This window comes from Novosphingobium pentaromativorans US6-1 (genome assembly GCF_000767465.1).
Lineage (GTDB): Bacteria > Pseudomonadota > Alphaproteobacteria > Sphingomonadales > Sphingomonadaceae > Novosphingobium > Novosphingobium pentaromativorans.
This window is the reverse complement of the sequence record NZ_CP009291.1, coordinates 3,170,083-3,196,451: the sequence shown is the minus strand read 5'-3', so window position 1 is coordinate 3,196,451 and position 26,369 is coordinate 3,170,083. Positions and strand designations below refer to the sequence as shown.

Annotated in this window: 29 protein-coding genes and 1 tRNA gene; 7 read left to right on the top strand and 23 right to left on the bottom strand. The window is 63.6% G+C overall.

Annotated features, from left to right (window positions below; genetic code table 11):
- Window positions 1-11 precede the first annotated feature (11 nt).
- The 17 genes from rpsC to JI59_RS14815 all read right to left on the bottom strand — a co-directional run bounded on the left by rpsC (window position 12) and on the right by JI59_RS14815 (window position 13,715).
- Entirely contained in the window at window positions 12-707 is a 696-nt protein-coding gene (gene rpsC / locus JI59_RS14895; protein ID WP_007011866.1) for a 30S ribosomal protein S3, read from the bottom strand.
- A 3-nt stretch (window positions 708-710) separates the two neighbouring features.
- The gene (rplV, locus tag JI59_RS14890; RefSeq protein ID WP_007011867.1) at window positions 711-1,088 is read right to left on the bottom strand and encodes a 50S ribosomal protein L22; all 378 of its coding nucleotides are present in this window, start codon (window positions 1,086-1,088) and stop codon (window positions 711-713) included.
- On the bottom strand, window positions 1,088-1,366 hold the full coding sequence (gene rpsS, locus JI59_RS14885; RefSeq protein ID WP_007011868.1) for a 30S ribosomal protein S19: 279 nt from the start codon (window positions 1,364-1,366) through the stop codon (window positions 1,088-1,090). The genes rplV and rpsS overlap by 1 nt, the downstream gene beginning before the upstream one ends.
- 6 nt (window positions 1,367-1,372) lie before the next feature.
- Window positions 1,373-2,209: a 50S ribosomal protein L2 gene (rplB, locus tag JI59_RS14880; RefSeq protein ID WP_007011869.1), complete on the bottom strand. Its 837-nt coding sequence runs from the start codon at window positions 2,207-2,209 to the stop codon at window positions 1,373-1,375.
- A 4-nt stretch (window positions 2,210-2,213) separates the two neighbouring features.
- The gene (locus JI59_RS14875) at window positions 2,214-2,525 is read right to left on the bottom strand and encodes a 50S ribosomal protein L23 (RefSeq protein WP_013832932.1); all 312 of its coding nucleotides are present in this window, start codon (window positions 2,523-2,525) and stop codon (window positions 2,214-2,216) included.
- Window positions 2,518-3,141, bottom strand: coding sequence for a 50S ribosomal protein L4 (gene rplD, locus JI59_RS14870; RefSeq protein ID WP_007011871.1), 624 nt, complete (start codon window positions 3,139-3,141; stop codon window positions 2,518-2,520). The genes JI59_RS14875 and rplD overlap by 8 nt, the downstream gene beginning before the upstream one ends.
- A 3-nt stretch (window positions 3,142-3,144) precedes the next feature.
- A complete protein-coding gene (gene rplC, locus JI59_RS14865; RefSeq protein WP_013832931.1) occupies window positions 3,145-3,903 on the bottom strand; it encodes a 50S ribosomal protein L3 in 759 nt (252 codons plus the stop codon).
- Between the two features lie 354 nt (window positions 3,904-4,257).
- Window positions 4,258-4,569, bottom strand: coding sequence for a 30S ribosomal protein S10 (gene rpsJ / locus JI59_RS14860; RefSeq protein WP_007011873.1), 312 nt, complete (start codon window positions 4,567-4,569; stop codon window positions 4,258-4,260).
- Window positions 4,570-4,771: 202 nt separating this feature from the next.
- A complete protein-coding gene (locus tag JI59_RS14855) occupies window positions 4,772-5,122 on the bottom strand; it encodes a hypothetical protein (protein ID WP_007011875.1) in 351 nt (116 codons plus the stop codon).
- Between the two features lie 130 nt (window positions 5,123-5,252).
- Entirely contained in the window at window positions 5,253-6,443 is a 1,191-nt protein-coding gene (gene tuf, locus JI59_RS14850) for an elongation factor Tu (RefSeq protein WP_007011876.1), read from the bottom strand.
- 93 nt (window positions 6,444-6,536) lie between these two features.
- Window positions 6,537-8,609 carry an elongation factor G gene (gene fusA, locus JI59_RS14845; protein ID WP_013832929.1) on the bottom strand — a complete coding sequence of 691 codons (2,073 nt, stop codon included), beginning with the start codon at window positions 8,607-8,609 and terminating at the stop codon, window positions 6,537-6,539.
- A gap of 120 nt (window positions 8,610-8,729) precedes the next feature.
- Window positions 8,730-9,200 (bottom strand): 30S ribosomal protein S7, encoded by a 471-nt coding sequence (rpsG, locus tag JI59_RS14840; protein WP_007011878.1) that lies wholly within the window; start codon window positions 9,198-9,200, stop codon window positions 8,730-8,732.
- A 92-nt stretch (window positions 9,201-9,292) separates the two neighbouring features.
- Window positions 9,293-9,664 carry a 30S ribosomal protein S12 gene (gene rpsL, locus JI59_RS14835; RefSeq protein ID WP_007011879.1) on the bottom strand — a complete coding sequence of 124 codons (372 nt, stop codon included), beginning with the start codon at window positions 9,662-9,664 and terminating at the stop codon, window positions 9,293-9,295.
- Between the two features lie 469 nt (window positions 9,665-10,133).
- Window positions 10,134-10,655, bottom strand: a complete 522-nt coding sequence (locus JI59_RS14830; protein WP_007011880.1) for a DUF1993 domain-containing protein — start codon at window positions 10,653-10,655, stop codon at window positions 10,134-10,136.
- 171 nt (window positions 10,656-10,826) lie between these two features.
- The gene (locus JI59_RS14825) at window positions 10,827-12,014 is read right to left on the bottom strand and encodes a GGDEF domain-containing protein (protein WP_007011881.1); all 1,188 of its coding nucleotides are present in this window, start codon (window positions 12,012-12,014) and stop codon (window positions 10,827-10,829) included.
- Between the two features lie 212 nt (window positions 12,015-12,226).
- Entirely contained in the window at window positions 12,227-12,982 is a 756-nt protein-coding gene (locus JI59_RS14820) for a peptidylprolyl isomerase (RefSeq protein ID WP_138921291.1), read from the bottom strand.
- Between the two features lie 43 nt (window positions 12,983-13,025).
- Window positions 13,026-13,715: a GcrA family cell cycle regulator gene (locus JI59_RS14815; RefSeq protein ID WP_038576277.1), complete on the bottom strand. Its 690-nt coding sequence runs from the start codon at window positions 13,713-13,715 to the stop codon at window positions 13,026-13,028.
- A gap of 97 nt (window positions 13,716-13,812) precedes the next feature.
- On the opposite strand from JI59_RS14815, the gene JI59_RS14810 reads away from it, so the two are divergent.
- Entirely contained in the window at window positions 13,813-14,691 is an 879-nt protein-coding gene (locus tag JI59_RS14810; protein ID WP_038576274.1) for an ABC transporter permease, read from the top strand.
- A gap of 118 nt (window positions 14,692-14,809) precedes the next feature.
- A complete protein-coding gene (locus tag JI59_RS14805) occupies window positions 14,810-17,071 on the top strand; it encodes a putative bifunctional diguanylate cyclase/phosphodiesterase (RefSeq protein WP_007011885.1) in 2,262 nt (753 codons plus the stop codon).
- Between the two features lie 59 nt (window positions 17,072-17,130).
- Here the strand turns inward: JI59_RS14805 and hspQ are convergent, their stop codons facing one another.
- Window positions 17,131-17,511, bottom strand: a complete 381-nt coding sequence (gene hspQ / locus JI59_RS14800; RefSeq protein WP_007011886.1) for a heat shock protein HspQ — start codon at window positions 17,509-17,511, stop codon at window positions 17,131-17,133.
- Window positions 17,512-17,667: 156 nt separating this feature from the next.
- Between hspQ and JI59_RS14795 the strand changes: the two genes are divergently transcribed.
- Window positions 17,668-17,757: transfer RNA gene (locus tag JI59_RS14795), tRNA-Ser, on the top strand.
- Window positions 17,758-17,865: 108 nt separating this feature from the next.
- On the opposite strand, the gene JI59_RS14790 is transcribed toward JI59_RS14795, so the two are convergent.
- The gene (locus tag JI59_RS14790) at window positions 17,866-18,162 is read right to left on the bottom strand and encodes a hypothetical protein (protein ID WP_138921292.1); all 297 of its coding nucleotides are present in this window, start codon (window positions 18,160-18,162) and stop codon (window positions 17,866-17,868) included.
- A gap of 16 nt (window positions 18,163-18,178) precedes the next feature.
- Complete coding sequence (locus JI59_RS14785; RefSeq protein ID WP_007011888.1) at window positions 18,179-20,209, bottom strand: elongation factor G; 2,031 nt, start codon at window positions 20,207-20,209, stop codon at window positions 18,179-18,181.
- A gap of 157 nt (window positions 20,210-20,366) precedes the next feature.
- Here JI59_RS14785 and JI59_RS14780 point away from each other — a divergent pair, with 157 nt between their 5' ends.
- From JI59_RS14780 to JI59_RS14765, 4 genes are all read left to right on the top strand, one after another.
- The gene (locus JI59_RS14780; RefSeq protein ID WP_007011889.1) at window positions 20,367-21,155 is read left to right on the top strand and encodes a tryptophan 2,3-dioxygenase; all 789 of its coding nucleotides are present in this window, start codon (window positions 20,367-20,369) and stop codon (window positions 21,153-21,155) included.
- 2 nt (window positions 21,156-21,157) lie between these two features.
- Window positions 21,158-22,318, top strand: coding sequence for an aminotransferase class V-fold PLP-dependent enzyme (locus JI59_RS14775; RefSeq protein WP_007011890.1), 1,161 nt, complete (start codon window positions 21,158-21,160; stop codon window positions 22,316-22,318).
- Window positions 22,319-22,331: 13 nt separating this feature from the next.
- Window positions 22,332-23,018 (top strand): type 1 glutamine amidotransferase domain-containing protein, encoded by a 687-nt coding sequence (locus tag JI59_RS14770; protein ID WP_007011891.1) that lies wholly within the window; start codon window positions 22,332-22,334, stop codon window positions 23,016-23,018.
- 600 nt (window positions 23,019-23,618) lie between these two features.
- Window positions 23,619-24,365, top strand: a complete 747-nt coding sequence (locus JI59_RS14765) for an SDR family NAD(P)-dependent oxidoreductase (RefSeq protein WP_007011892.1) — start codon at window positions 23,619-23,621, stop codon at window positions 24,363-24,365.
- 494 nt (window positions 24,366-24,859) lie between these two features.
- On the opposite strand, the gene JI59_RS14760 is transcribed toward JI59_RS14765, so the two are convergent.
- From JI59_RS14760 to JI59_RS27110, 3 genes are all read right to left on the bottom strand, one after another.
- Window positions 24,860-25,048, bottom strand: coding sequence for a helix-turn-helix transcriptional regulator (locus tag JI59_RS14760; RefSeq protein ID WP_038577700.1), 189 nt, complete (start codon window positions 25,046-25,048; stop codon window positions 24,860-24,862).
- Window positions 25,049-25,209: 161 nt separating this feature from the next.
- Window positions 25,210-25,896: a MerR family transcriptional regulator gene (locus tag JI59_RS14755; RefSeq protein ID WP_007011893.1), complete on the bottom strand. Its 687-nt coding sequence runs from the start codon at window positions 25,894-25,896 to the stop codon at window positions 25,210-25,212.
- 307 nt (window positions 25,897-26,203) lie between these two features.
- Entirely contained in the window at window positions 26,204-26,365 is a 162-nt protein-coding gene (locus JI59_RS27110) for a hypothetical protein (protein WP_153811636.1), read from the bottom strand.
- Window positions 26,366-26,369: the final 4 nt, after the last annotated feature.

The window sequence follows — 26,369 nt, the reverse complement described above, 5'->3', positions numbered from 1 at the left end:
TACCTCAAGCCTCAGCGCGCCGGACGGACGCCGGAGGTCTGGGCCTCCATCATCAAACGATCCTGCGCCGTCGGGTCGTGGCCGAGAATCTCGCCCTTGAAGACCCACACCTTGATGCCGATGATGCCATAGGCGGTCAGCGCCTCGGCTTCGGCATAGTCGATGTTCGCACGCAGCGTGTGGAGCGGAACGCGGCCTTCGCGATACTGCTCGACACGGGCGATTTCAGCGCCGCCGAGACGGCCACCGCACATGATCTTGACGCCTTCGGCGCCCAGACGCATCGCGGACTGCATCGCACGCTTCATGGCGCGGCGGAAAGCGACGCGACGCACGAGCTGGTCGGCAATGCCCTGGGCGACGAGCTTGGCGTCGATTTCCGGCTTGCGGATTTCGACGATGTTCAGCTTCACTTCGCTTTCGGTCATCGCAGCGAGCTTCTTGCGAAGCTTCTCGATGTCGGCGCCCTTCTTGCCGATGATGACACCCGGACGGGCGGCATAGATCGACACGCGGCACAGCTTGGCGGGACGCTCGATCACCACCTTCGAGATCGCTGCCTGCGGCACACTCTCGATGATGAACTTGCGGATCTTGAGGTCTTCCTCAAGCAGCTTGCCGTAGTCCCGGCCTTCCGCGAACCAGCGGCTGTCCCAGGTACGGTTGATCTGCAGACGCAGACCGATCGGATTGCTCTTGTGACCCATGGATCAGGCCTCCTCGACTTCGCGAACGACGATCCTGAGGCGCGAGAACGGCTTGAGGATCCGGGTGGACTTGCCGCGACCACGAGCGTGGAAACGCTTCATGGTGATCGACTTGCCGACCGACGCCTCGGCAACGACGAGAGCGTCGACGTCGAGGTTGTGGTTGTTTTCCGCATTGGCGATCGCCGAAGCGAGAACCTTGCGTGCATCCACGGCCATCGCCTTCTTCGAGAAAGCGAGGATGTTCATGGCTTCCTCGGCCTTCTTGCCGCGGATCAGGCCGGCGACGAGGTTGAGCTTCTGGGCGGAACCACGAATGGTGGTGCCGACCGCAAGAGCTTCCTTCTCGCCAACGCGGCGGGGTGCTGCCTGCTTGCTCATTAGCGCTTGCCCTTCTTGTCGGCGGCGTGACCGGGGAACGTGCGCGTGGGCGCAAATTCACCGAGCTTGTGGCCGACCATGTCCTCGTTGACCGAGACCGGGATGAACTTGTGACCGTTGTAGACCTGGAAGGTCAAACCAACGAACTGCGGAAGGATAGTGGAACGACGCGACCAGGTCTTGATCGGGCCGGCCTTGGCTCCTGCATCCTGCGCGACCTCGGCCTTCTTGAGAAGGTACAGGTCGACGAAGGGGCCTTTCCAGACGGAACGTGCCATCGTGTCTTACCTCTTCTTCTTGGCGTGGCGCGAACGGATGATCATCTTGTCCGTCTGCTTGTTGTTGCGAGTGCGGGCACCCTTGGTCGGCTTGCCCCACGGAGTGACCGGGTGACGGCCGCCCGAGGTGCGGCCTTCACCACCGCCGTGCGGGTGGTCGACCGGGTTCTTGGCGACGCCGCGGGTCAGCGGGCGACGGCCCATCCAACGCTTGCGGCCAGCCTTGGCGAGGGTCTGGTTCTGGTTGTCGGGGTTCGAGACCGCGCCAACCGTGCCCATGCAATCGCCGCGCAGGTAGCGCTGCTCGCCCGAGTTGAGGCGCACGATGACCATGCCGCGGTCACGACCGACGACCTGGACGTAAGTGCCTGCCGAACGGGCGATCTGGCCGCCCTTGCCCGGCTTCATCTCGACGTTGTGGCAGATCGTGCCGACCGGCATCTGCGACAGAAGCATCGCATTGCCCGGCTTCACGTCGGTCTTCTCGCCGGCGACGACGACGTCGCCGATGGCCAGACGCTGCGGCGCGAGGATGTAGGCCAGTTCACCGTCCGTGTACTTCACGAGTGCGATGAAAGCGGTGCGGTTGGGATCGTATTCGATCCGCTCCACGGTCGCTTCCATGTCCCACTTGCGACGCTTGAAGTCGATGAAGCGGTACTTCTGCTTGTGACCACCGGCGATGCCGCGCGAAGTGACATGGCCCTTGTTGTTGCGGCCACCGGTCTTGTTCTTACCTTCGGTAAGCGCCTTGACCGGCTTGCCCTTCCACAGCGCCGACTTGTCGACGAGGACCAGGCCGCGACGGGCGGGGCTGGTCGGGTTGTAGTTCTTCAGTGCCATCGAATCAGCCCCGTACGCCTTCGGTCACGTCAATCGACTGACCTTCGGCCAGCGTGACGATCGCCTTCTTCACGTCGCTGCGGCGGTAAGCCTTACCGCGCCAGCGCTTGGTCTTGCCCTTGGTGACCAGGGTGTTCACGCCAGTAACCTTGACGTCGAACAGAGCTTCGACAGCAGCCTTGATCTCGGGCTTGCTCGCGCCGCCGGCAACCTTGAAGACGACCGCGTTGTTCTCCGAAAGGAGGGTCGACTTCTCGGTGATGTGGGGAGCGAGGATCACGTCGTAGTGACGGATGTCCACGTTGCTCTTAGCCATTGAAACGCGCCTCCAGCTTCTCGACCGCGGCGCGCGTCAGCACCAGCGTATCATGCTTCAGGATGTCATAGACGTTGGCGCCGACAGCCGGGAGCACGTTGACGCCGACGATGTTGCGGGCTGCACGAGCGAAATTGTCGTTCACCGCTTCGCCGTCGATCACGAGCACCTTCTTGCCGAAGCCAGCCTTGGCGAGCTGACCGGCGAGCGCCTTGGTCTTGGCTTCACCGTCGAGGGTGTCGACGATGACGAGACCGTTCTGGGCCTTCGAGGACAGAGCCATCTTGAGGCCGAGAGCGCGGATCTTCTTGTTCAGCGAGATGTTGAACTCGCGGCGACGTGCACCGTGAGCCTTACCACCGCCGATAAAGACCGGAGCCGCACGGTCACCGTGACGAGCCGTGCCGCCGCCCTTCTGGCGACCCCACTTCTTGCCGGTGCGTGCAACGTCCGAGCGCTCGCGGGTGGCGCGGGCGATGCCGCGACGGTTTTCGAGCTGCCAGGTGACGACGCGGTGCAGGATGTCTGCGCGCGGCTCGAGACCGAACACGTCATCCGACAGTTCGATGTCGCCCTTGCCGGCGCTGCCATCGAGGTTGAGGACCTTGACCTTCACGACTTAGCCCTCCTGGCCTTCGGTCGCTTCCGGCGCCGCGGTGTCTTCCGCAGGCGTGTCGGCAGCGGCCGTGTCATTGCTGTTTGCGGCCTGCTTCAGGCCGGCGGGGTACGGAGCCTCGGCGTGACGGTCGACCTTGACGGCGTCCGAAACGGTCAGCCAGCTGTTCTTCGCGCCCGGGACCGAGCCCTTGACGAAGATCAGGCCGCGCTCATCGTCCACGCGGACGATCTCGAGGTTCTGCTGGGTGCGCTGACGGTCGCCCATATGGCCGGCCATCTTCTTGTTCTTGAAGACCTTGCCCGGATCCTGGCGGTTACCCGTCGAACCGTGCGAACGGTGCGAGAGCGAAACACCGTGGGTGGCGCGAAGGCCGCCGAAGCCCCAACGCTTCATGGCGCCCGCAAAGCCCTTGCCCTGGGTGTGACCGGCAACGTCGACGAGCTGGCCGGGCACGAAGTGCGAGGCAGCGATGGTCGAGCCGACGTCAAGCAGCGCGTCGTCGGCGACGCGGAACTCGGCGACGCGCATCTTGAGCGGAACTTCAGCCTTGGCGAAGTGCTCGCGCTGCGGCTTGGCAACGTTCTTCTGCTTGGCTTCGCCGGCACCGAGCTGAACCGCGACGTATCCGTCACGATCGGCAGTGCGAACCGAAACCACCTGGCAATCTTCCAGCGCCAGAACGGTAACCGGCACGTGCCGTCCGTCCTCCTGGAACAGTCGGGTCATCCCGACCTTCTTGGCGATCACGCCTGTACGCATGACCTTTACTCCTTACAGAGGCCTGCGCGAGCCCATCCCGCACAGGCGTGTCCAGCCCAAATTGTGATGCATGCCCCGTCCGGGCTGGGTGCTCCCTTGCCGGTGCCCTTGGCACCTGCCGGAAGCGAGACGGGGGACGCATTCCCGGCACTGGCCCGAAGGCAGCACCGGAGGTATCCCTTGTGTCCCCGCCGGTTTCCCTTGGGGGCTCTGTCTCTGCGGGTTTCTCCCCGCAAAGCCGGCCTCGAGGGCCGACAAGGTCAGTTGGATCCGAGGATCCGAATGTCGTTCCGGCTGTTTAAGGTCCGCCCGGAAAGGACCATGGGGCCGCCAAAGGCAGCCCCTGAAGCCGGCTTAGGCCAGCTTGATCTCAACGTTCACGCCTGCGGCCAGGTCGAGCTTCATCAGCGCGTCGACGGTGGCGGCGTTCGGCTGCACGATGTCGAGCAGACGCTTGTAGGTGCGAACCTCGAACTGCTCACGCGACTTCTTGTCGATGTGAGGACCACGGTTCACGGTGAACTTTTCGATCTTCGTCGGAAGCGGAATGGGGCCCCGAATGAGCGCGCCGGTACGGCGGGCGGTGTCGGCGATCTCGCCAGTGGCCTGGTCGAGTACGCGGTGGTCAAACGCCTTCAGGCGAATGCGGATGTTCTGAGCTTCCATTACCTACTACCGATGAGAAAGAGCCTAGGGACCGTAGCCCCGAACAAATTCGAGCCGCGCCCCTACACCGCATCCCGGATTCGTGCAAGCCCTTTGCGCCCCTTATTTTCGCCGATTTCCGCGGCCGCAACGAAATGATGCACCCAGCCTGATTCGCGAAACATTCGGCTAGGCAAAAAGTACGCGGCAACGCACGGACCTATCAGCGCTGTTTCTTCTTGCCGAGCGCGGCGTTGAAGTCGGGATCCTTGTTCGCAACCCAGCCGAGGAACTTCTCGATACGCGGGTCGATCTTCAGGAGATCGACATCGAGACCGTAGCGCTGAAGCTCGGAATTGGTGAAAGTGGTGATCAGCATGTTCTGGCAGATCGGGTGCATCGGCACCGTGTCGCGCCCTCCCCGGCTCTTCGGCACCGGGTGATGCCAGATCACCGTCTCGCCGCAGGGCCTGGAGCAAAGCCAGCAATCGGGCGGCGGCGGGGCCTCGGGTGCATCGTCGTCGTCCGTGAAGACGTCCTCTCTGGGACCGTGCTTTGAATACTTGCGTGCCATGCAGACGCCCTAAGCGCGGAGCGAGCCGGACGCCAGCCCCGGTGTCGGCTGCAAATGCCCTGCACAGCAAAAAGCCCGGCCTCCTTGCGGAAGCCGGGCCTTTGTCTCGGTCGCCCGAGGATCGCGAAGATTACTTCGTGATCGTGGCAACAACGCCCGAGCCGACGGTGCGGCCGCCTTCGCGGATAGCGAAGCGCAGACCTTCGTCCATGGCGATCGGAGCGATGAGCTTGACCGACAGGGTCACGTTGTCGCCCGGCATCACCATCTCGGTGCCCTCGGGAAGGATCACTTCGCCGGTGACGTCGGTGGTGCGGAAGTAGAACTGCGGACGGTAGTTCGCGAAGAACGGCGTGTGACGGCCGCCTTCGTCCTTCGACAGGACGTAGACCTCAGCCGAGAACTCGGTGTGCGGGGTCACGGTGCCCGGCTTGGCGAGAACCTGGCCACGCTCCACGTCGTCGCGCTTCAGGCCACGAACCAGCGCGCCGATGTTGTCGCCAGCTTCGCCCTGGTCGAGCAGCTTGCGGAACATTTCGACGCCGGTGACGGTGGTCTTCTGCGTGTCGCGGATACCGATGACTTCGACTTCTTCACCGACCTTGATGATGCCGGTTTCGACGCGGCCGGTAACAACCGTACCACGGCCCGAGATCGAGAACACGTCTTCGACGGGCATCAGGAAGGGCTTGTCGGTCGGGCGCGGCGGCTGCGGGATGTACTCGTCCACGGCCTTCATGAGCTCGAGGATCTTTTCCTTGCCGATGGCGTCGTCGCGGCCTTCGAGAGCGGCCAGAGCCGAGCCCTTGATGATCGGAATATCGTCGCCCGGGAAGTCGTACGAGGACAGCAGTTCGCGAACTTCGAGTTCGACGAGCTCGAGGAGCTCTTCGTCGTCGACCTGGTCGACCTTGTTCATGAACACGACGAGAGCCGGAACGCCGACCTGACGGGCGAGCAGGATGTGCTCACGGGTCTGGGGCATCGGGCCGTCGGCAGCGTTCACGACGAGGATCGCGCCGTCCATCTGGGCGGCACCGGTGATCATGTTCTTGACGTAGTCAGCGTGACCCGGGCAGTCGACGTGGGCGTAGTGACGCTGGTCGGTCTCGTACTCGACGTGTGCGGTCGAGATGGTGATGCCGCGCTCGCGCTCTTCGGGAGCCTTGTCGATGTTGGCGAAGTCGACTGCTTCACCGCCGAAAGTTTCCGAAAGAACCTTGGTGATCGCGGCAGTCAGCGTGGTCTTGCCGTGGTCGACGTGGCCGATGGTGCCAATGTTGCAGTGCGGCTTGTTCCGCTCAAATTTTGCCTTCGCCATCTTACAAACCTTCTTCTCGTTTGAAATTGAATCTGCGGGATAGATAGGCGACGCCCGCTGAATCAGGCGCCGCCCCTAGAACCATTCCTGCCCTTAGGCAAGCTTCTCCTTCACCTCGGCCGCGACGTTGGCCGGGACCTCGTCGTAGTGAGAGAAGAACATGGAGTAGTTCGCGCGGCCCTGGGTGAACGAGCGGAGCTGGTTCACGTAGCCGAACATGTTTGCCAGCGGCACGTTGGCCTCGACAACCTGTGCGTTGCCGCGGCTGTCGGTGCCCTGGATCTGGCCACGACGGCTGTTCATGTCGCCGATGACGTCGCCGAGGTATTCCTCGGGGGTGACGACCTCGACCTTCATGATCGGTTCGAGCAGCTTGATGCCGGCCTTCTGGGCGACTTCGCGCATACAGCCACGACCGGCGATTTCGAAGGCCAGGGCCGACGAGTCGACGTCGTGGTAGGCACCGTCGTAAAGCACGATGTCGAAGTCGATGATCGGGAAGCCGACGAGCGAGCCGGTCTCGGCCGTTTCGCGCATGCCCTTCTCGATGGCCGGGATGTATTCCTTCGGAATGTTACCGCCCTTGACTTCGTCCTTGAAGGTGATGCCCGAACCGCGCTCGCCCGGCGTGACCTTGACCTTCACGCGACCGAACTGGCCGGTACCGCCCGACTGCTTCTTGTGGGTGTAGTCCACGTCGACCGGCTTCGCGAGGTATTCGCGATAGGCCACCTGCGGCGCACCGACGTTGGCTTCGACCTTGAACTCGCGACGCATGCGGTCGACGATGATGTCGAGGTGAAGTTCGCCCATGCCCTTGATGATGGTCTGGCCCGATTCGTGATCGGTCGAGACGCGGAAGCTGGGGTCCTCGGCCGAGAGACGGTTGAGCGCAACGCCCATCTTCTCCTGGTCGGCCTTGGTCTTGGGTTCCACCGACAGCTCGATGACCGGCTCGGGGAATTCCATGCGCTCGAGAACGATCGGCGCCTTCTCCGAGCAGAGCGTATCGCCGGTGGTCGTTTCCTTCATGCCGGCCAGCGCAACGATGTCGCCTGCGTAGGCTTCTTCGATGTCCTTGCGCTCGTTGGCATGCATCTCGAGGATACGGCCGACCTTTTCCTTCTTCTGCTTCACCGAGTTCAGGTACGAACCCTTCGAGAGCGTGCCCGAGTAGATGCGGCAGAAAGTGAGCGAGCCGACGAACGGGTCGTTCATGACCTTGAAGGCCAGCGCCGAGAACGGCGCGTCGTCCGACGGCGGACGGCTGTCGGGCTCGTCGCTGTCGACCTTGACGCCCTGGACGTCTTCGATGTCGAGCGGCGAAGGCAGGTAGTCGACGACGGCGTCGAGCAGCGGCTGAACGCCCTTGTTCTTGAACGCCGAACCGCAAACGACCGGAACGAACGCGTGGCCGAGCGTGCCCTTGCGGATCAGGCGCTTCAGCGTGTCGACGTCGGGCTCGTTGCCTTCGAGGTACGCTTCCATGACATCGTCGTCCTGCTCGACGGCGAGTTCGATCAGCTGGCTGCGGTACAGCTCGGCTTCGTCCGCCATGTCGGCCGGAATCTCTTCATAGAAGAATTCGGCGCCGAGCGATTCGTCCTTCCAGATGATCGCGCGGTTGTGGACCAGGTCGACGAGACCCTTGAGATCGGACTCGAGACCGATCGGCAGGTAGAGCACCGCCGGGGTGGCGCCGAGGCGGTCGATGATCGACTGGACGCAGTACTTGAAGTCGGCGCCGGTGCGGTCGAGCTTGTTGATGAAGCACATGCGCGGAACGCCGTACTTGTCAGCCTGACGCCACACGGTTTCCGACTGCGGCTCAACGCCGGCAACGCCGTCGAAGCACGCAACCGCGCCGTCGAGCACGCGCAGCGAACGCTCGACTTCGATGGTGAAGTCGACGTGTCCGGGGGTGTCGATGATGTTGATGCGGTAGTCGCCCCAGAAGCAGGTGGTCGCTGCCGAGGTGATGGTGATGCCGCGTTCCTGCTCCTGCTCCATCCAGTCCATGGTCGCAGCGCCGTCGTGCACTTCGCCGATCTTGTAGGACTTGCCGGTGTAATAGAGGATACGCTCGGTCGTGGTGGTCTTGCCGGCGTCGATGTGCGCCATGATACCGATGTTACGGTACATATTGAGCGAATGGCTACGTGCCATGGTGAAGTTCCTTCAGCAGGAGTTTCTTGAAGGTGGGGCCGATCGCGAGATAGGCCCCCGCCCCCTGAATTGAAAGTGTGACGCCCGGATGACTTCAGGTCCCGAGCGTCACGACGCCGATTACCAGCGGTAGTGCGAGAAGGCGCGGTTCGCGTCCGCCATGCGGTGCGTGTCTTCGCGCTTCTTCACGGCATTGCCGCGGTTGTTGGCAGCGTCCATCAGCTCGCCCGAAAGGCGTGCGGCCATGGTGGTCTCGGGACGGTTGCGCGCCGCCGAGATCAGCCAGCGGATGGCCAGGGCCTGGGCGCGCTCGGGGCGAACCTCGACCGGAACCTGGTAGGTCGCACCACCGACGCGGCGGCTGCGCACTTCGATCTGCGGCTTCACGTTGTTCAGCGCATCGTGGAACAGCTGGACCGGATCGGCCTTGGCGCGCGATTCCATGGTGTCGAGCGCACCGTAGACGATGCTTTCGGCGACCGACTTCTTGCCGTCGAGCATGAGGTTGTTCATGAACTTCGACAGGACCTGATCACCGAACTTCGGATCAGGCAGGATTTCCCGCTTCTCGGGACGACGACGACGTGACATCGTTTAGAATTCCTTGTTCTTGCGACCGGGCGCTTTCGCCTTCCCGGCCGGTCAATCTTCATCGCGCGGCGCAGTGAAGCGCCGCTGCCGGATCACTTCGGACGCTTGGCGCCGTACTTCGAGCGCGACTGCTTGCGGTCCTTGACGCCCTGCGTGTCGAGCACGCCGCGCAGGATGTGGTAGCGAACGCCGGGAAGGTCGCGAACGCGGCCGCCGCGGATGAGCACGACCGAGTGCTCCTGCAGGTTGTGGCCTTCACCCGGGATGTACGAGATGACTTCGCGGCTGTTGGTCAGGCGCACCTTGGCGACCTTGCGAAGTGCCGAGTTCGGCTTCTTCGGGGTCGTGGTGTAGACGCGGGTGCAGACGCCACGCTTCTGCGGGTTCTGCTCCATCGCAGGGACCTTCGACTTGGCCTTCTGCGGTTCGCGGCCCTTGCGGACCAGCTGGTTGATCGTGGGCATCTATACTCTTCTTTCAAAATGGGAGTGCGATGGATCCGGCCCGTACCGTGGGCGCAGAGCGCAAGCCACGGGACGGACCCGTCGCACCCCGGGTCATCAGGCCCGGCGGGTTCGAAAGACGAAGCATGATCGGAAGTCACGAAGGACCGGTTCTGACCGCCGTTACCGCATCAGCCTGATGGCGACGCCGACGAACCAGGACCCTGGCCGCAATCGTGAGCCGAAAAACACTCCACCCGGCACGAACCGCCGGATTACTTTGCCACCGGGTTTCCGAAAGCGCCCTTGCCCGAATCGGGGCAAGACCAGCTGTCATGGGACCGATCCGGAGGCAAAACCGCCGGAAAAGCACCGAAAACACGCGAGCGACAATGTTCAGCTCTAAATCTTCCCCTGCGACCCGAAGCCGCAAAGGATGCGCGCCCTTAGGCGAGATCCCCGTTCGGGTCAAGGCGAACGGGGCGCCGGCTCAGGCCTTCCCGCGGGCCTGTCCGAGGAAATCCCGCTTGCCGATGGCGACGCCCTGGCTGCGCAGCAGGTCATAGGCGGTCGTGGCATGGAAGAAGAAGTTGGGCAGCGAGAAGCTGAGCAGGAAGTCCGCGACAGTGAAATCCATGCGGTGGCTCTTGAACTCGAAGCGCATGTCGCGATCGGCGATGGCGTCGAGTTCGCCCGGCGCCACGCCCTCGAGTGTCGCGATCGACTGGGCGACCTGCTCGCGCAAAGTCGGAAAGTCGCTCGGCACCGGATCGAGCTCGGGCCCGAAAAGGCCCGCGCGAACGCCTTCGATCGCGCGCGCCGAATGGTGCCCGGCCTCGAAGACCTGCTTGGCGAACGGCCACATGTCGGGCGCAAGCCGCGCCTCGGTCAGCGTCTCGGGCGAGACGCCGGCTGTCTTGCAATGGTCTTCGGCCTTTTCGAGCTGCCCGGCCAGCGCCCGCAGGATCTGCAGGCAGGTTTGCACATAGGCGTCATCGAGTGAAACGGACACGGCATCTTCTCCACGGAATCGGTCCGGCGGGAGGTAGAGGAAGGCGCAAGGAGGTACAACCGTCCGGCACCCGAGCCTGGAACCGCTCAAGCCCCGCGCCGGCCGGGCATTGTCTCGATCAAGCGCAGCGCAGGGTCTCGGTCAAGCACTGCGCAGGCCACCTGTGCAAGGCTAGGTGAACTCGTGTTCGGCCGGATCGGCGTCCCCGCCGGAGCCATCGGCGCAATTGGCGACCACGACGCGATTGCGGCCCGCGCTCTTGGCCCGGAACAGGGCCTCGTCCGCAGCCCTCAGCGCCTCGCCGGAGGTTTCGTAGGAATGGGCATCGGCGACGCCCGCAGAAAAGCTGATGCGCCCGAACGGAAGATCCGTCGCCCGGTTGACGAACTTGCGGGTTGCAAGCTTCTCACGCGCATTGTCGAGGATATCCATGGCCTCGTGTGCGGTCTTGCCGCGCAGCAGGACAACGAACTCCTCGCCGCCATGGCGCGCGACATGACACTTGTCGTTGGAGATCTTGGCCAGCGACTGCGCCACGGTGCGCAGGATGCGATCGCCCGCCTCGTGCCCGTGGACGTCGTTGATCCGCTTGAAATTGTCGATATCGCAAAAGGCCACGGCGAGCGCTTCGCCCTCCTCGCGCGAGTCGCCGAATTCCTGCTTGAGGACCGCCTCGAAGGCGCGCCGGTTGGGAAGGCCGGTCAGGTGATCCATCTCGGCTTCACGCCGCGCATCGGCAAGATTCTTCTGCAGGGCGCGGGTCTCGCGCTCGGAGCGGCTCAGTTCGCGCTCGATGTCGCGGGTGCGCGAGATCATGTCGCGGGCCAGCGTAGCCAGCTGCACGATCACCTCGTTCGCGCTGCCGGCCGCCCCCAGGTCTCCGACATGGGCCTCAAGCGCCGAATTGTAGTCATTGGTCGCCGTGCGCGCCGCCGTGGTGGTGGCGGCAAATTCCGCAATCGACGATTCGAGGCGCATCACCAGATGGTGGAGCTGCTCACCCGAATTGTCGCGGCTCTGGGCAATGACGACATCCTCGAGCCAGGCGAGCGTGACCGGCTCGCGACTGGCGATGCGCTCGGCCACGAGACGGCCGACGATGGGATTAGCCCCGGTCACGATGTCATGCGCGATTTCCAGCGTCGCCACGGAGACCGGCAGACGATGGGTGAGCAGAAAGCCGGTGATCTCATCCAGCGTCAGCTGCCGCCTGCGCTCGCGCGGGTCCGCCGGCTGCGGCGCGGCCTCGCCTGCAGGAGAGGCCTGCTCATCCGCCTCGCCGTCCGCGCCTCGGGTCTTGCCCAGCCCGAACCAGCGCCTGAGGCCCCCCCGGGCCTGACTGTCCTCGTTTGCCGTCATGCGCTCGGTTAACGACAAAACCGTGGTTAATTTAAGTAGTAATAGTCGGGATCTGGATAAAAACTTTCTGGCAAGCATTGAAATCGGCCAAAAAGCACGTTCCGTGCATTTTGCGCAATCGCCGCACCGCGCGCGGGCGGACAAGCACGCGGGTCTTTAGTTGACCGCCCAAAGTCGAATCACCGGGCGGGCAAGTAAACTATGGGTAACGATCAGTCGGCGCCGTCCGCCGCTTCTTCCTCGCCCGCCATGGTGGCAGGTGCCCGTGCCGATGGCTCCGGCGCAGGTACGGTGGAAGCGGGCGGCGGAGCGGCGACCCGGCGAGCGCCGATGATCTTCACCTCGTCCTCGAGGATGTCGCCCTTCATCACGCCTTCGCCCTTGGTGGCCGAACGCGGCATGTCCCAGATCTTGCGCACGACATGCATGCCGGAGACGACATGACCGAAAGCGGCGAAACCGGCGCCGGGATCTTCGCCTTCGTTGCCCGCCTGCGCGTCGAGCGCGGGCATGTCGGAAATGAGAATCATGAAATCGGCCGTGGCGGTGCCCGGCGCGAAGCGCGCCATCGACACAGTGCCCGCCTTGTGCAGGATGCCGGTCTTGCTGGTCGGCTCGTGCGCCACGGGCGGAAACAGCTTGGCACCGTCGCGCACCCCGCCCTGCAGCAGCCCGGCCGGCCCGTCGCTGTAACCAAGGTGCATGGCACGGTAGAACACCGCGCCGCCCAGCCGCTTGGCATCGACGTACCTGAGGAAGTTCGCCGTGGTCAGCGGCGCATGCGTCTTGTCGAGATCGAGCGTGATGGCGCCGAAGGGCGTCGTCAGCTCGACATAGACATGCTCGACCTTGTCAGCAGCTGGATCGGCCTGCGCGGCGGCAGGCGGCGCGGCCACATCGCCGGGCGCCTCGGCCTGCCGGGCACCGGCCGGGGCAGCGAGTGCGGCCAGCGCGAAAGGTGCGGCCATGGCGGCAAGAACCCTGCCCGGTCGCACCTTCGCCTTCATCGGATCAGCGCACCCGCGGTCCGCCGAAAGGCAGCGGCGGAGGAGGACGGCGCGCGCCGCGCGGCAGCTGGGCCTGATAGGCGCGGCCGCAGTGCTGGACGCAATAGGGGAAGCCGGGGTTCACCTTGTCGCCGCAGAAGTGGAAGTCCGGCTCGCCCGGGTGCCCCATCGGCCAGCGGCAGATGCGGTCGTTGAGATCGAGCAGGCTCGTCTTGTCGGCGATTTCCGGGCTCGGCTTGGCCGGAACCAGGCGGCGCGGCGGAGCGGGCGGGATCGGCTGCTGCTGATCGCCGGGCCCCTGGCGCAGGAAGCCACCGGGACCGACCGAGACGATGCGCGGCTGCTCCGAGGCGGGCTTGTCCGCAGCCGGGGCTGCTGGCGCAGAAGGCGCAGCGGCGCGCGGGGCCGGCGCGGCCGGAGCCTGCGGCACGGGCCTGGCCACCGGCGCCTCGGCCTTGGGGGCCGGCGCAGCTGGCGCTTCGGAGGCGGGCTTCGCCTTCTTGGGAGCCGCCGGACGAGCCGGCTTCTCGTTGGCCTTGACCGGCGAGGGCCGGGCCTTGAGACCGAGGCGATGCGCCTTGCCGATAACCGCATTGCGGCTGACGCCTCCAAGCTCGTCCGCGATCTGGCTGGCAGTGGCACCGCCTTCCCACATCTTGGTCAGCTTCTCGATCCGCTCGTCCGTCCAGCTCATTCCTAATCCATCTTTCGCGCGGGGCGACTCCGAAGAATCGCCCGAAAAAGTTCCATGCCGCTTGCCTCGGAAGACCGCAGCCGATAGTCGCCGCTTCATGGCCGATCAAACGAATTCGACCGAGATGCTGACTCCTGCCGGTATCCCGCAGCCACGCCAGTTTCCGACGAAGGGCGAGCCTGTGATCCACCAGGTGAACTGGGTGGGGCTCAAGACCCTTTATATGAAGGAGGTGCGCCGCTTCTTCAAGGTGCAGACCCAGACCATCTGGGCACCGGCGATCACCACCCTTCTCTTCCTCGTGATTTTCACTGTCGCGCTGGGTCGCGGCGGGCGCGAAATCCTCGGCGTGAACTTCGCGACTTTCGTGGCGCCGGGCCTGATCGTCATGGGCATGATGCAGAACGCCTTCGCCAATGCGAGCTTCTCGTTCCTCTCGGGCAAGATCCAGGGAACGATCATCGATTTCCTGATGCCGCCGCTCAGCGAAGGCGAACTGATGCTGGCGATGGTCGCCGCCGCCGTGACCCGCGCCGTCCTCGTCGGCTTGGCCCTTTGCGCGGCGATGCTGCTGTGGCCCGGCGTCGACTTGTCGGTCGCCCATCCCTGGGCGGTCGTCTGGTTCGGCCTGATGGGGTCGGTCTTCCTTGCCCTGCTCGGCTTCATATCCTCGATCTGGGCGGAAAAGTTCGATCACAACGCGGCGGTGACCAACTTCGTCATCGCCCCGCTTTCACTGCTTTCGGGCACGTTCTACGTGATCGACAGGCTTGCTCCCGCTTTCCAGGCCGTGAGCCGGGCCAATCCCTTTTTCTACATCATCTCCGGCTTCCGCTTCGGCTTCCTGGGCCAGAGCGACATCGGCGATACCAACATGGCCGTGCTGCACAGCGCCATCGGCATCGGCGTCGTCAACGCCGTGCTGGCCTTCGTGGTCTATCGCGTGCTGCGTTCTGGCTGGAAGCTCAAGGGCTGACAGCCGGATGCGGCGGCGAACCGCCGCCGGACACGGCAAGATCTTTGCCGCATGAGAACGACAGTTTACGGTCGTCGGCTTAACGAAAAATCAGGCGTAGCCTGATAGCCCCGGCCTCGTGTCGGGTCAGGCTTCCTCATATCAGGCTGGCAAGCGTCCGGTCCATGTCCTTGGGCCGTCGATTGTCATTTCCTTCCTCGCCGTGGTCGCCATGATCGTGGGCCTGCTGGTCTGGTCGGGCCACGAGGTCGACCGTGTGGCCAACAACCGTGACCGCGCGCTGGCGCGGATGGTGCTGCGCGAAAGCATCGAGAGGCTCGGTCACGTCCAGGAATCCTCGACGATCTGGGACGATGCCGTGCTCCAGATGCGCAAGCGCCCGCTCGATCTCGACTGGATCGACCTCAATCTCGGCATCTGGTTCAATGAATATGCGGGGATCGACGAGGTCTATGTCCTCTCGCCGCAAGACCGGCCCGTCTATGGCATGCGCGATGGCAGACGCATCGTCCCGGAGAACTACATCGCCGTCGAAGACGTCGTGGCGCCGATGGTCGCAAGGCTACGCAGGAGCGAACCGGTTCCGGCACAAGGTAGCGATGCCCTGCCGATGCTATCGCCCGGGGTGAGCGACCTTGCCGTGCTGCGCGGCCGCCCGGCGATCGTCAGCGTCAAGCCGATCGTCAGCGACACCGGGGCGATCCGCCAGAGGCCCGGCAGCGAATACGTCCATGTCGGGGTCACCTATCTCGACAAGCGCTACTTCAACCGCATCGGTGCGGACTACGGCCTCGACGAAGCCCGTTACGTGATCGCGCCCGGCAACGATCCGGACGAAACGGCCATCCCGCTCCAGGCGCAGAAGGGCGCCGTGGTGGGCTACATGGTGTGGCGCCCGTTCAAGCCCGGCTACAATGTGATCAGCTCGGTAGGTCCGGTCCTGCTTGCGGTCCTGATCCTTTCAGGCATCATCATTTGCCTGCTGGCAAACAGACTGGCGCGCCGCACCTACGATCTTGAGCAAAGCCGCAGCCATGCAGAACATCAGGCGATGCACGATGCCCTCACCGGGCTGGCCAATCGCGCGATGTTCGAAAACCGGCTCGAGGCGGCACTGGCGCAATGCCGACGCCACAACACCCTGCTTGCCCTGCTCTACATAGACCTCGATCAGTTCAAGCAGGTCAACGACAGCCTCGGCCACCCAGCGGGCGACAGGTTGATCCGGCTGGTCGCCCATCGCCTGAGCGCGGAAATCCGCGGCTACGACATGGTCGCGCGGCTGGGAGGCGACGAATTCGCCATTCTCCTCGTCGAACCGGAAAGCCAGGCCGCGGTCGAACGTGCCTGCTCGCGCATCCTGGCCCAGCTGGAACGCCCCTTCGACCTCGCCTCGACCCAGGCCTTCATCGGCGGCAGCATCGGCGTCGCCCTGGCCCCGCGCGACAGCCTCGAACGCACCGAACTGACCCGCAAGGCCGACATCGCGCTTTACCAGGCGAAGATGGACGGCAGAGGGCGCTATGCCTTCTTCACGCCAAACATGGACGAGGACGTGCGCCAGCGCGAAACCATCAACCGCGAACTGCGCGTTGCCCTGGCCGATTGCGACAGCCAGCTGAGGCTGCATTACCAGCCGGTCTATTTGCTGGCGACCGGCAGGGTCGTGGCGGTCGAGGCGCTGCTGCGATGGGAGCATCCCGAGAACGGTCTGGTCACGCCCGATGCCTTCATCCGCACGGCCGAGGAAACCGGCCATATCGAGGTCCTGGGCAACTGGGTCCTGCGCAAGGCGATGAACGATGCACGCGCCTGGCCGGACTTGCGGATCTCGGTCAACGTCTCACCGATCCAGGTGCGCAGCCGGCTGTTCGTCACCACGGTGAGACGCATCCTGCAGGAAACCGACATCGCACCCAGCCGGCTAGAGATCGAACTGACCGAAACTGCGCTGATGTCCGCGTCGCTGGAAGTGACCGAAGCGCTGCACAGCTTGCGCGAACTTGGCGTGACCTGCGCCCTGGACGACTTCGGCACCGGCTATTCCTCGCTCAGCCACATCCGCGACATCGCCGTCGATCGCATCAAGATCGACCGCTCCTTCGTCAATGCCGTGGACACGGTACCCGGCGCCGCGCTGGTGGAGGCCATCGTCAGCCTGGCCAGCGCGAATGGACTGCACCTCACCGCCGAGGGCGTGGAAACGCGTGCACAGCTGGATTTCCTGCGCCGGGTGGGCTGCCACGAAGTCCAGGGCTACTTCATGGCACAGCCGCTTGCGGCCGAGGCGGTTACCGAGCTTCTGCAAGGCCAGAGAGGGTCAGGCTGGCTGCACGTCCTGCCCGCTACTGACGCAGCCAGGAACGAGCGCGTCGCCTGACGAGCGCCGCAACACCGCCTTCAGCGGGCTGGACCAGTGGGCAAAATCAGTGGACTGAATCAGTGGGCGAGGCCGCGACGCAGCTGATAGCGGCCGTTGCGGAAATCCTCGAAGATCTCGGAGACGGAAGGATGCTCCACCGGCCCGCCGTCGGCATCGTCCAGAAGGTTCTCCTGGCTGACGTAGGCGACGTAGCTGGAATCCTCGTTCTCCGCGAGGAGGTGATAGTATGGCTGCTCGCGGCTGGGCCGCAGTTCGAGCGGGATCGACTGGTACCATTCCTCGCTGTTGGCGAAGACCGGATCGATGTCGAAGATGACGCCGCGGAAGTCGTGTTGCTTGTGGCGAACGACGTCGCCAATCGCGAATCGCGCCCGCGTCTGGAACGGCGCGTCGATGACGCGTCCGGCCTGTGGCGAAAAGAAGGACGCTCTGTTCATAAGCGCGAATATAGGTTTTGTGCGGGTGCGAAACAAGCGACGCCCCAAGAATACCCACAATTTCCCAATCAGGGGGTTGGCAAGCTCAAACAAGTGGGCTAACGGCGCGCTTCGCTCGACCCGGCGGGACCTTCCCGCTCCATCGCGATCTCTAGCGGAGAGGTGGCAGAGAGGTCGAATGCGCCGCACTCGAAATGCGGTGTACGGGCAACCGTACCGTGGGTTCGAATCCCACCCTCTCCGCCATTAACTCACTGATAAATTGATAGATTATCCCCTCCGGGGGCACTGCAAGGCATACTGGCGCATCCCGCATTCGCAGGTGCCCAAGCGCGCCGTTTCCGGCGCCCCGGATCAGGCGCGGAAGCGGGCGAAAGGGGCGCGGGGCCGGAAGGGTTGCCATTGCCCTTCGACCTGCCCGAGGCGGTTGGCGCTGACGTGAAAAGCAGCCGGATTTGCCACTAAGCCGAAATGGCTCGACACCAATTCGACGTTTTCGTTGATCTCGTCGCTGTCGCCCAGGCAGTTTTTCCGGGTCGTGATTCCATGGGTCCGGCTGATCGACCTCCGTCGATGGAATCGGCAGGGCATCGCCCCTGATGCGCCCGGCGATGTGTTCGCCGTTCTCTCCCGGCGGCGCCCCTCGCGCATGGTCTGTCCTCAGGCGTCAGGCCGGCTCGAGACGACTCTGTATGATCGCGCTTGCCAGCTTGCCGTTGACTTCGGCAAAGTGATCGAAGCGCGCCACGAACTGCGCCATGCCCTGACTGAGCGAACGCAGCTCGCCGTCAAGCCCTGCCAGTTCGGCACCGGGCAGCAGCATTTCGATGACGTCCCAGCGCGACCAGCCCTCGAGCGGGACAATGCCGAGCATCTGTCCTCGCCGGCTCGCGAGGTGTGAGGTCACGCGCGAGGTCGCCGAGCCCGGGACGCGGATCGCAACATGGGCAAAGGGTTCGAGCAGATAGGGTCCCGCAGCAGCCAGTGCCTCGCTCATCGCCAGCCGCCCGGCCAGCCGGAACGCCAGTTCGGAACTGTCGACGGTATGGAAGGAGCCATCGACCAGGGTAACGGCAACGTCCACCACCTCGAAGCCTAGCGGCCCGCTCTCCATCGCATCGCGCACGCCGTGTTCGACCGAGGGTATCCACTGCCTGGGCACCGCGCCGCCGGTAATGCGCTCGTCGAAGCGGAAGCCCTCGCCGCGCTGGAGCGGGCGAACCTCGATCACAACGTCGCCGAACTGGCCATGGCCTCCCGACTGCTTCTTGTGTCGTCCGCGCTGCGTCACCGCCTTGCGGATGGTCTCACGATAGGGAATGGCCGGCGCGCTGGCGGAAACGTCCACCCCGTAACGGCGCTTGAGCCGCTCGAGCGCGACCGCGAGGTGTTCGTCCGTACGGCCACGGATCAGCATTTCATGGGTCATTTCGTCGGGCGCCCATGCGAGTCCGGCATCTTCCTCCACCAGCTTGCCGATGGCGGCAGACAGGCGCACTTCGTCCTTGTGGTCCCTGACCTCGATGGCGAGCGCACAATTGGTTGGCGGCATCGCCGGGGGCTCCGCAGGTTCAGGTCTGTTCCCCGCCATGCCAAGGCGCTGCCCGGCGCAGACATCGTCGAGCTTGGCGATCCCGACGACATCGCCCGGATCGGTCTGCTGCAGCTTGTTCGCCGCGCTGCCCTGCAGGGCGAAGAGCGCCCCTGCCCGCACCGCCTCGCCGCTTTCGTCCACCCAGTCGGCCCCTTCGCGGACCTCACCGCCGAACAGGCGCATGAGCGCGAGGCGACCGACCGAACTGCCGTTCATGATCTTGAAGACCTGCGCAGTGTTCGCGCCGATGCCAAGGCGCTCCATCGCCTGTTCCATCGGCGGCGTGTCATGCCGCAGCATCTTGAGCAGACGCCGCACGCCGAACCCGTTGATCGCCGAACCGAACAGGACCGGCACCGCCTGCCCTTGCGCCGTTTCGCGGGTCAGGTCGCCGAAGATGACATCGAGCCTGGGAACTTCGTCCAGCAGCAGTTGCTCGAGGAGAACGTCGTCATGATCGGCCAGTTGCTCCAGCATGTGAAAGCGCGCTGCGGTCTCCACTGCCTCGAGATCGGCGGGAATCGGTATCTGTTCGGAGGGCTTTCCAGGCCGGTAGTGATAGGCCCGCTCCAGCGCCAGATCGACGAAGCCGTCGATGTGCTCGCCGTCGCGGATGGGGATCTGCCGCGCCACCAGCGCCGAGGCGCTCAGCGGCTGCAGCGTTTCCAGCAGTTCCTCGATGCTGCCGCGCGCCTGATCGATCCTGTTGACGAAGATCGCCCGCGGAATGTCCATCGCCTCGAGCTGGCGCAGGATCGGCTCCGCCTGCGGGCCGCGCACGGGATCGGGGTCGATCACCACCAGAGCGAGGTCGGCCACCGCAAGCGCCTGCTCCGCATCGGCGGAAAAGCCGGGCGCGCCGGGGACGTCGAGCAGCACGAAAGGCTCTTCCATCCAACCAAAGCGCATGAGGTTCAGCTCGGTCGATCCGCCTCGGGATCGGGCCTCGGGACTGGCATCGCCCACGCTGTTGCCGTCCTTGACTGCGCCCAGTCTGGTAATCGCTCCTGCCGCGAACAGCATCGCTTCTGCCAGACTCGTCTTGCCTGCGCCCGTCGGTCCGACGAGCGCAATGACTTTCGCGCCGTTGCTGGTTGCCTTCATGTCGCTCTCCTCGCGCTTGCATCTCCTGAAGTCCTGCCCGCTCTTGTGGCGGTGCGCCGGAGTCGCGAGGATCCTCCCAGAACCGGGCCAATGCAAGCGAAACGAGGGATAGTGCCCTGCGCTTGCGGACCGCCGGGGCATGGTCCAAACCTTGGCCATGACAGACATGACTTACGCGCGCTACCTGGCGCTCGACGATCTTCTCGCCGCCCAGCACCCCGTCTCCGACGAACACGACGAGCTGCTGTTCATCGTCATTCACCAGACCAAGGAACTGTGGCTCAAGCAAATCCTGTCCGAACTGCATCTTGCCATCGGGCTGGTGCAGCGCGACGCCCTGGTCGAAGCCTACAAGAGCCTCGCCCGGGTCAGCCGCATCCAATCGGTGATGACGCTGGCCTGGGAAGTCCTCGCGACGATGACGCCCAGCGACTACTCAACCTTCCGCCCGGTGCTGGGAACCAGTTCGGGCTTCCAGTCCGACCAGTTCCGCACGATGGAGTTCCTGCTCGGCCTCAAGCAGGCGGGGCATCTCGAATTCCAGGCCGACCGGCCCCATGCGCGCGCGGCGATGGAACAGGCGCTGTGTCAGCCGAGCCTGTGGGACGAGGCCAATCGCGCGCTCGCCCGCGCCGGCTTCGCGCTGCCGCCCGAAGCGCTTGAGCGCGATTTCAGCGCGACTTACGAACCCTCGCCCCAGGTCGAGGCGGCATGGCTGGAAGTCTACCGCGATCCGCACCGTCACTGGGACCTCTATCAGCTCGCCGAAAAGCTGGTCGACATCGACGATGCCCTGTCCACCTGGCGCCACAAGCACGTGCTTACGGTCAGCCGCATCATCGGCGGCAAGCCCGGTACCGGCGGGACATCGGGCGTGCCCTATCTCGCCTCGACCGTGACCAAGCGCGCCTTCCCCGAACTCTGGTCGCTCAGGACCAGCCTTTAATCATGGGCACCTCTCACAAGCACCTGTTCAGCCGCGCCATCGAGGCTGCGCCCGGCAGGCTGCACTTCGCCGCCCATTCGCACCACTTGTGGCCGGACGCCTCGCATGACGGCCACCTTGCCTGCTGGCAGGACGCAGCCGCCCTTGCCGACCGCAAGTGGGATCGGATCATGGGCGAGGTCTGGCCCGAAGCGCAGCGCCATGTTGCCGCCGAGCTGAACCTGCCCGACCCGTCCACCGTCGTCTTTGCGCAGAACACGCACGATTTCCTCGTGCGCATCGTTTCGGCCCACCCGCGTCGTCCTTTGCGCATTCTGGCCAGCGACGGCGAGTTCCACAGCTTTCGCCGACAGGCCGCGCGCTGGCAGGAAGCCGGCGTGATCGAACTGGAAACGGTGCCCCTCGCCGGAGAGGACTTCGAGGACCGTTTCATTACCCGCGCGCAAGAGGGCGATCACGATCTCGTCTGGATCAGCCATGTCATGTTCGGCACCGGGCAGATCTTCTCCGGACTGGACCGGCTTGCCGAGCTGGCCCGCACCGAAGGGCCATGGATCGTCGTCGATGGCTACCACGGCTTCATGGCGGCCGAGACCAACCTGTCGCTTGTCGCAGACCGGCTGTTCTACCTCGCAGGGGGCTACAAGTACGCCATGTCCGGCGAAGGCGTGGCGATCATGCACGCTCCGCCCGGCCTTGGCGAAAGACCGCAGATTACAGGCTGGTATGCCGAGATCGCCGACTTGTCCGATCCATCGGGCCACGTCGAATATGCCGCCGACGCGCGGCGCTTTCTTGGCGCCACCTTCGATCCATCCGGGCTCTACCGCTTCAACGCGGTGCGCGCGATGCTGGCGCAGGAGGGCCTCGATACCGCGGCGATCAGTGCGAAGACCGAAAGCCTCAAGCGCCACCTTCTCGCAAACATCGCGAAAACCCCGCTTGCCGCAGCCACCCTGCTCAACCCGCCCGGCCCCGGACCGCAAGCGCGCTTCCTTGCGTTCGCGCATCCCAGTGCCCAGCTATGGAAGGCAACGCTCGGCCGCGAGGACGTGATCGTCGATGTCCGAGGCGACGTCCTGCGCATCGGCTTCGGGTTATACCACGATGAAAGCGACGTGGACGCCCTTGTCGACGCCCTCGCCCGGCTGCCGAGAACGTAACAAGGAGTTGTCCATGAAAGTCCTGATCGTCCTCACCTCCCACGATCGGCTCGGCGAGACCGGCCACAAGACCGGCTTCTGGCTCGAGGAACTCGCCGCGCCCTATTACGCGCTCAAGCAGGCCGGCGCGCAGCTGACCCTCGCCTCGCCCAAGGGCGGCCGCCCGCCGCTCGACCCCAAGAGCAACGAGCCCGATTCCCAGACCGACGACACCCGCCGCTTCGAGGCCGATGCCGAGGCCATGAACGCGTTGGCGCATACCGTCAGGCTGGCCGACGTGAGAGCCGAGGACTTCGACGCCGTGTTCTATCCCGGTGGCCACGGCCCGCTGTGGGACCTTGCAGAGGACGGTCATTCGATCGCACTCATCGAAAGCACCCTCGCCGCGCAAAAGCCCGTCGCCCTCGTCTGCCACGCCCCCGGCGTCCTGCGCCACGTGCGCAAGTCCGACGGCCGGCCGCTGGTCGAAGGCCGGAATGTCACCGGCTTCACCAATTCCGAAGAAGCCGCCGTAGGCCTGACCGAAGTGGTCCCGTTCCTCGTCGAGAACGAACTCAGGGCAAAGGGCGGCGCATTCTCGAGCGGTCCCGACTGGCACCCCCACGTTGTAACCGACGGCCTCCTGATCACCGGCCAGAACCCCGCCTCCTCCGCCGCCACCGCAGAAGCACTCGCGCAGACGCTCAAAGCTGCGCGATGAGATATCAAAGGCTGAGTGAAGGAAGCCGCGGCAGGGAACCGGGCTGCATCGACCCGGATTGAGCCGGTCGATTGCGTGACAACAATCGGGCGGGGAAATCACACCTTTCCCGTCCGAAGACGCGAGCGAAAGATGCAGCTCGTCAAATGACAGGACCAGGCCCAGCGTTTGGACTCCATCCACTCAGCCAGCTGAAATACCTCGAAAATTCAGCGCCAACTGGTCTCCCGAAACACCATGAGACTTTTCAGGGATCGCGCTTTTGCGGAGTGGAACGCTGCGTCCGCCCGCTACAGCATGCAAGTTCAAGTTCGGGCTCCTGCGAATTTTCTGCCACGTCACGTGACATCTGCACTCAGTGCAATTAGCGTGTCTCTCGAATCGCCGGAAGTGATGCGGGCAATGACACCGGATCGTCCGGAAACCGGGTGTCTTGAGCAGTCGTCAGTACATGGATATTCAGATAATTAAAAAATAGGCAGTGTAAAATAAGACTTGAATCGCAAAGTCACCAATTCATAGCCATTTCATTAAATAAAAAAAGAATGCTTTATTTATAATTACGCCAATTCAATGGAAGAATTAGGGAGATATTCTGATATGGCATTTGCAACACATCACGGCCGCGTAGCCCTCGTCACGGGTGCTGGCAAAGGGCTGGGCCAGGCGATTTGCCGCCAACTGGGTGAACGAGGTGCCAAAGTCGTCGCCGTCAGTCGAAACGAGCCAACGGAAACGGTGGCCATGCTCAAGGATGCCGGCCACGAGGTTCTGGGTTTGCGCGCCGATGTTTCCGATCCGGCCGCAGTCGCCGCCGTTGGCGCCGAAGTCGGCAAAGTGTTCGGCCGCTGCGATATCCTCGTCAACAACGCCGGGATTTTCCCCAACCTCAAATTTCAAGACATGAATTTCGAGCAATGGCGCGAGGTTCTTTCGATCAATCTGGATTCGCTGTTTCTGATGACCAAGGCGGTCCTGCCCTTGATGAAGCCGAACGGCTGGGGTCGGATCGTCAACATCGGATCCGGCTCGTCCTGGCTGGCGATCACGGGCATTACCCATTACGCGGCGAGCAAGATGGGCGCGGTCGGCTTCACCCGCGGGCTTGCCAACGATCTCGGCGAGTACGGGATCACGGTTAACGCCGTCGCCGCCGGCGCCTTCCGCTCTCCGGGCATGGCGAACAATCCCGAGGAGCTTCTCGAGATGGTCGCCCAGCGCCAGGCAATCAAGAGAGTGGGTGAGGCGGACGACATCGTGGGCACCGTCCTGTTCCTGACGAGTGACGATTCCGGCTTCGTCACCGCCCAGACCATCATGGCCGATGGCGGTCTCAGCAGACTGTGAGGAGCAGACAGGATGGAGGCGCTCGCCCGAGCTTGGCGGGCGCCTCTCCACTGTCGCCACGAAAGGATCGAGCCTTCATGTCATAAGCGCGCGCCGGTCTGACGCCAACCTGTCTCTGTCAACGACGAACTGATCGGATAGACGGACAACGCGTGTACATGTGGCGTGCTGTCGACAAGCAAGGCTCCGTTCGCAAAGCCATCGTCACCGACGCGCAACGTTCGCATCTGGCAGCCATGAGGATCCCGGACTGTATCGACCGGCATCGCCCCGGTCGATTACGCGAACGAAAAATGCAGAGATTAAAGCGCCAGGGCAGAGCCCAACGGTCCGTTCCAAGGGACCTGTGGCATGGGACCTACCGGATCAATCTCGGGAAAGTGCAAGCCAGGTGGCGGAGCGGGAGGGAGTCTTGATTAACATCATAACTACTTGAGTTATAGCTATTTTCTGTTTCAAGAACTGCGTCAATGCCCCCATAAATGCCCCCAATTTCAGTGGTCATTTGCACCTCCCGCGATGCAGCTGGAGATCCAGGCTTCAATGTCGGATTCCAGCCATCCCACGGCCCGCTGGCTCAACGGGTGCGGTCGGGGAAACTCGGCACTTTGGATTTTGCGGTAGATGGTCGCCCGGCTCAGCCCGGTACGCGCTCTGACGGCGGGGAGCCGAAGGATCGCCATGGGGGCACGCCCACCGAAAACGTACATCTCACGCGTGGGCTGTTGTTCAGTGTCTTGTGTGATATGGGGCTTCTCAGCCATGTGTTCCTCCAGGATCGATTGTGGTGAGGGTCGGGACGATGTTGGCGCATCGCTCGGCCCGTTTTCGTTGATGCTGCCGGCTAGAGCATCCAGAGCGGCTTGATGATCAGTGACAGGTCAACCATGATGTAGCTGGGCACGTTTTCCAGATCGTACGGTCCAGTGTAGAATTCCTCAGGAACAGCAATCAGCTGGTCGTCCTCATGGAAAAACATCCAGCGTGTGTGCTCCTGATCGAAGACATTCTCTGCGAACAGATCAAAGTAGAGTGCGAACCGCAGCTGCGCCTTTTCATCGAGCCACGGTTCGATTTCGAATGCCTTCTCGGTCGTGTCCGTATGATGCTCGAGCCAATCCTCGAAACTGCCGTAATCCTCTCTCGAGGCCTCTTCCTCCCCCTGAGCAAGCGAAGCCCGCGCTGGATATTTTGCCCGGGCTCTGCGCAGATAGGCCGCTCGAAGCATGTCGCTTTCGGTGATGTCCGGGTGCTTCGAACCAAAGGCGAAGACACCCCATAGAAGCGACGCCACCTGCTTCAGCCCGGCCGTCTGGACGCCGTAACGCCCAAGTTCCTTCAACACTGCCGCGATGTGCACGGCCTCAAACCCGAAGAACCTGTGCTTGCCTTTGCCAAGCCCTTCGCCTTCGGCCGCGATCAGCAGGCCTTCCCTGATCCAGTAGGCGAGAAGATCGCTTGCGATTCCAACCGCATTTGCGATCTGCTGGCGGGTGTAGCGACCTTGGAAGAGGGAGGCTGGAAGAGGCATGACCTCGGCCTAAGGGACCTTTTCCTACAAATAAAGAGAAAAATTACCTGTGCGGAAAACCTGCACACTTCAGAGACTTAATGGTGAAGTGTCTTTGCTATCCAGACGATCGTAAACAGCAGGCAAACTCAGTGCCGGGTCATCTGTATTTTAGGACGCATGGCCAGAACAGCGGCTTCAGCCCGGACGAGTTGAGCAGCGATATCATCGCGAATTCTGGTGGCGACGGCACAACTCACCTCGCATAATTCGCAGCCGAGCCGGCATCCTGGCGTTGCTCGATACACAGGTTTCCTTTTAGCCTCGGTCATTTCGACCTCACAACAAGACTTGAGAGAAGGAGATGGTCGAGGCCGATGGCATCAAACCTCAAAGTAGCCCGAATGTCCCGCAGATCCCCAAAGGTAATGTGAAATGCCTGCCCTTCTTGCGCAGCAAGGGCGCGCAACGGTAAAGCGGCAAAAGCCATGATC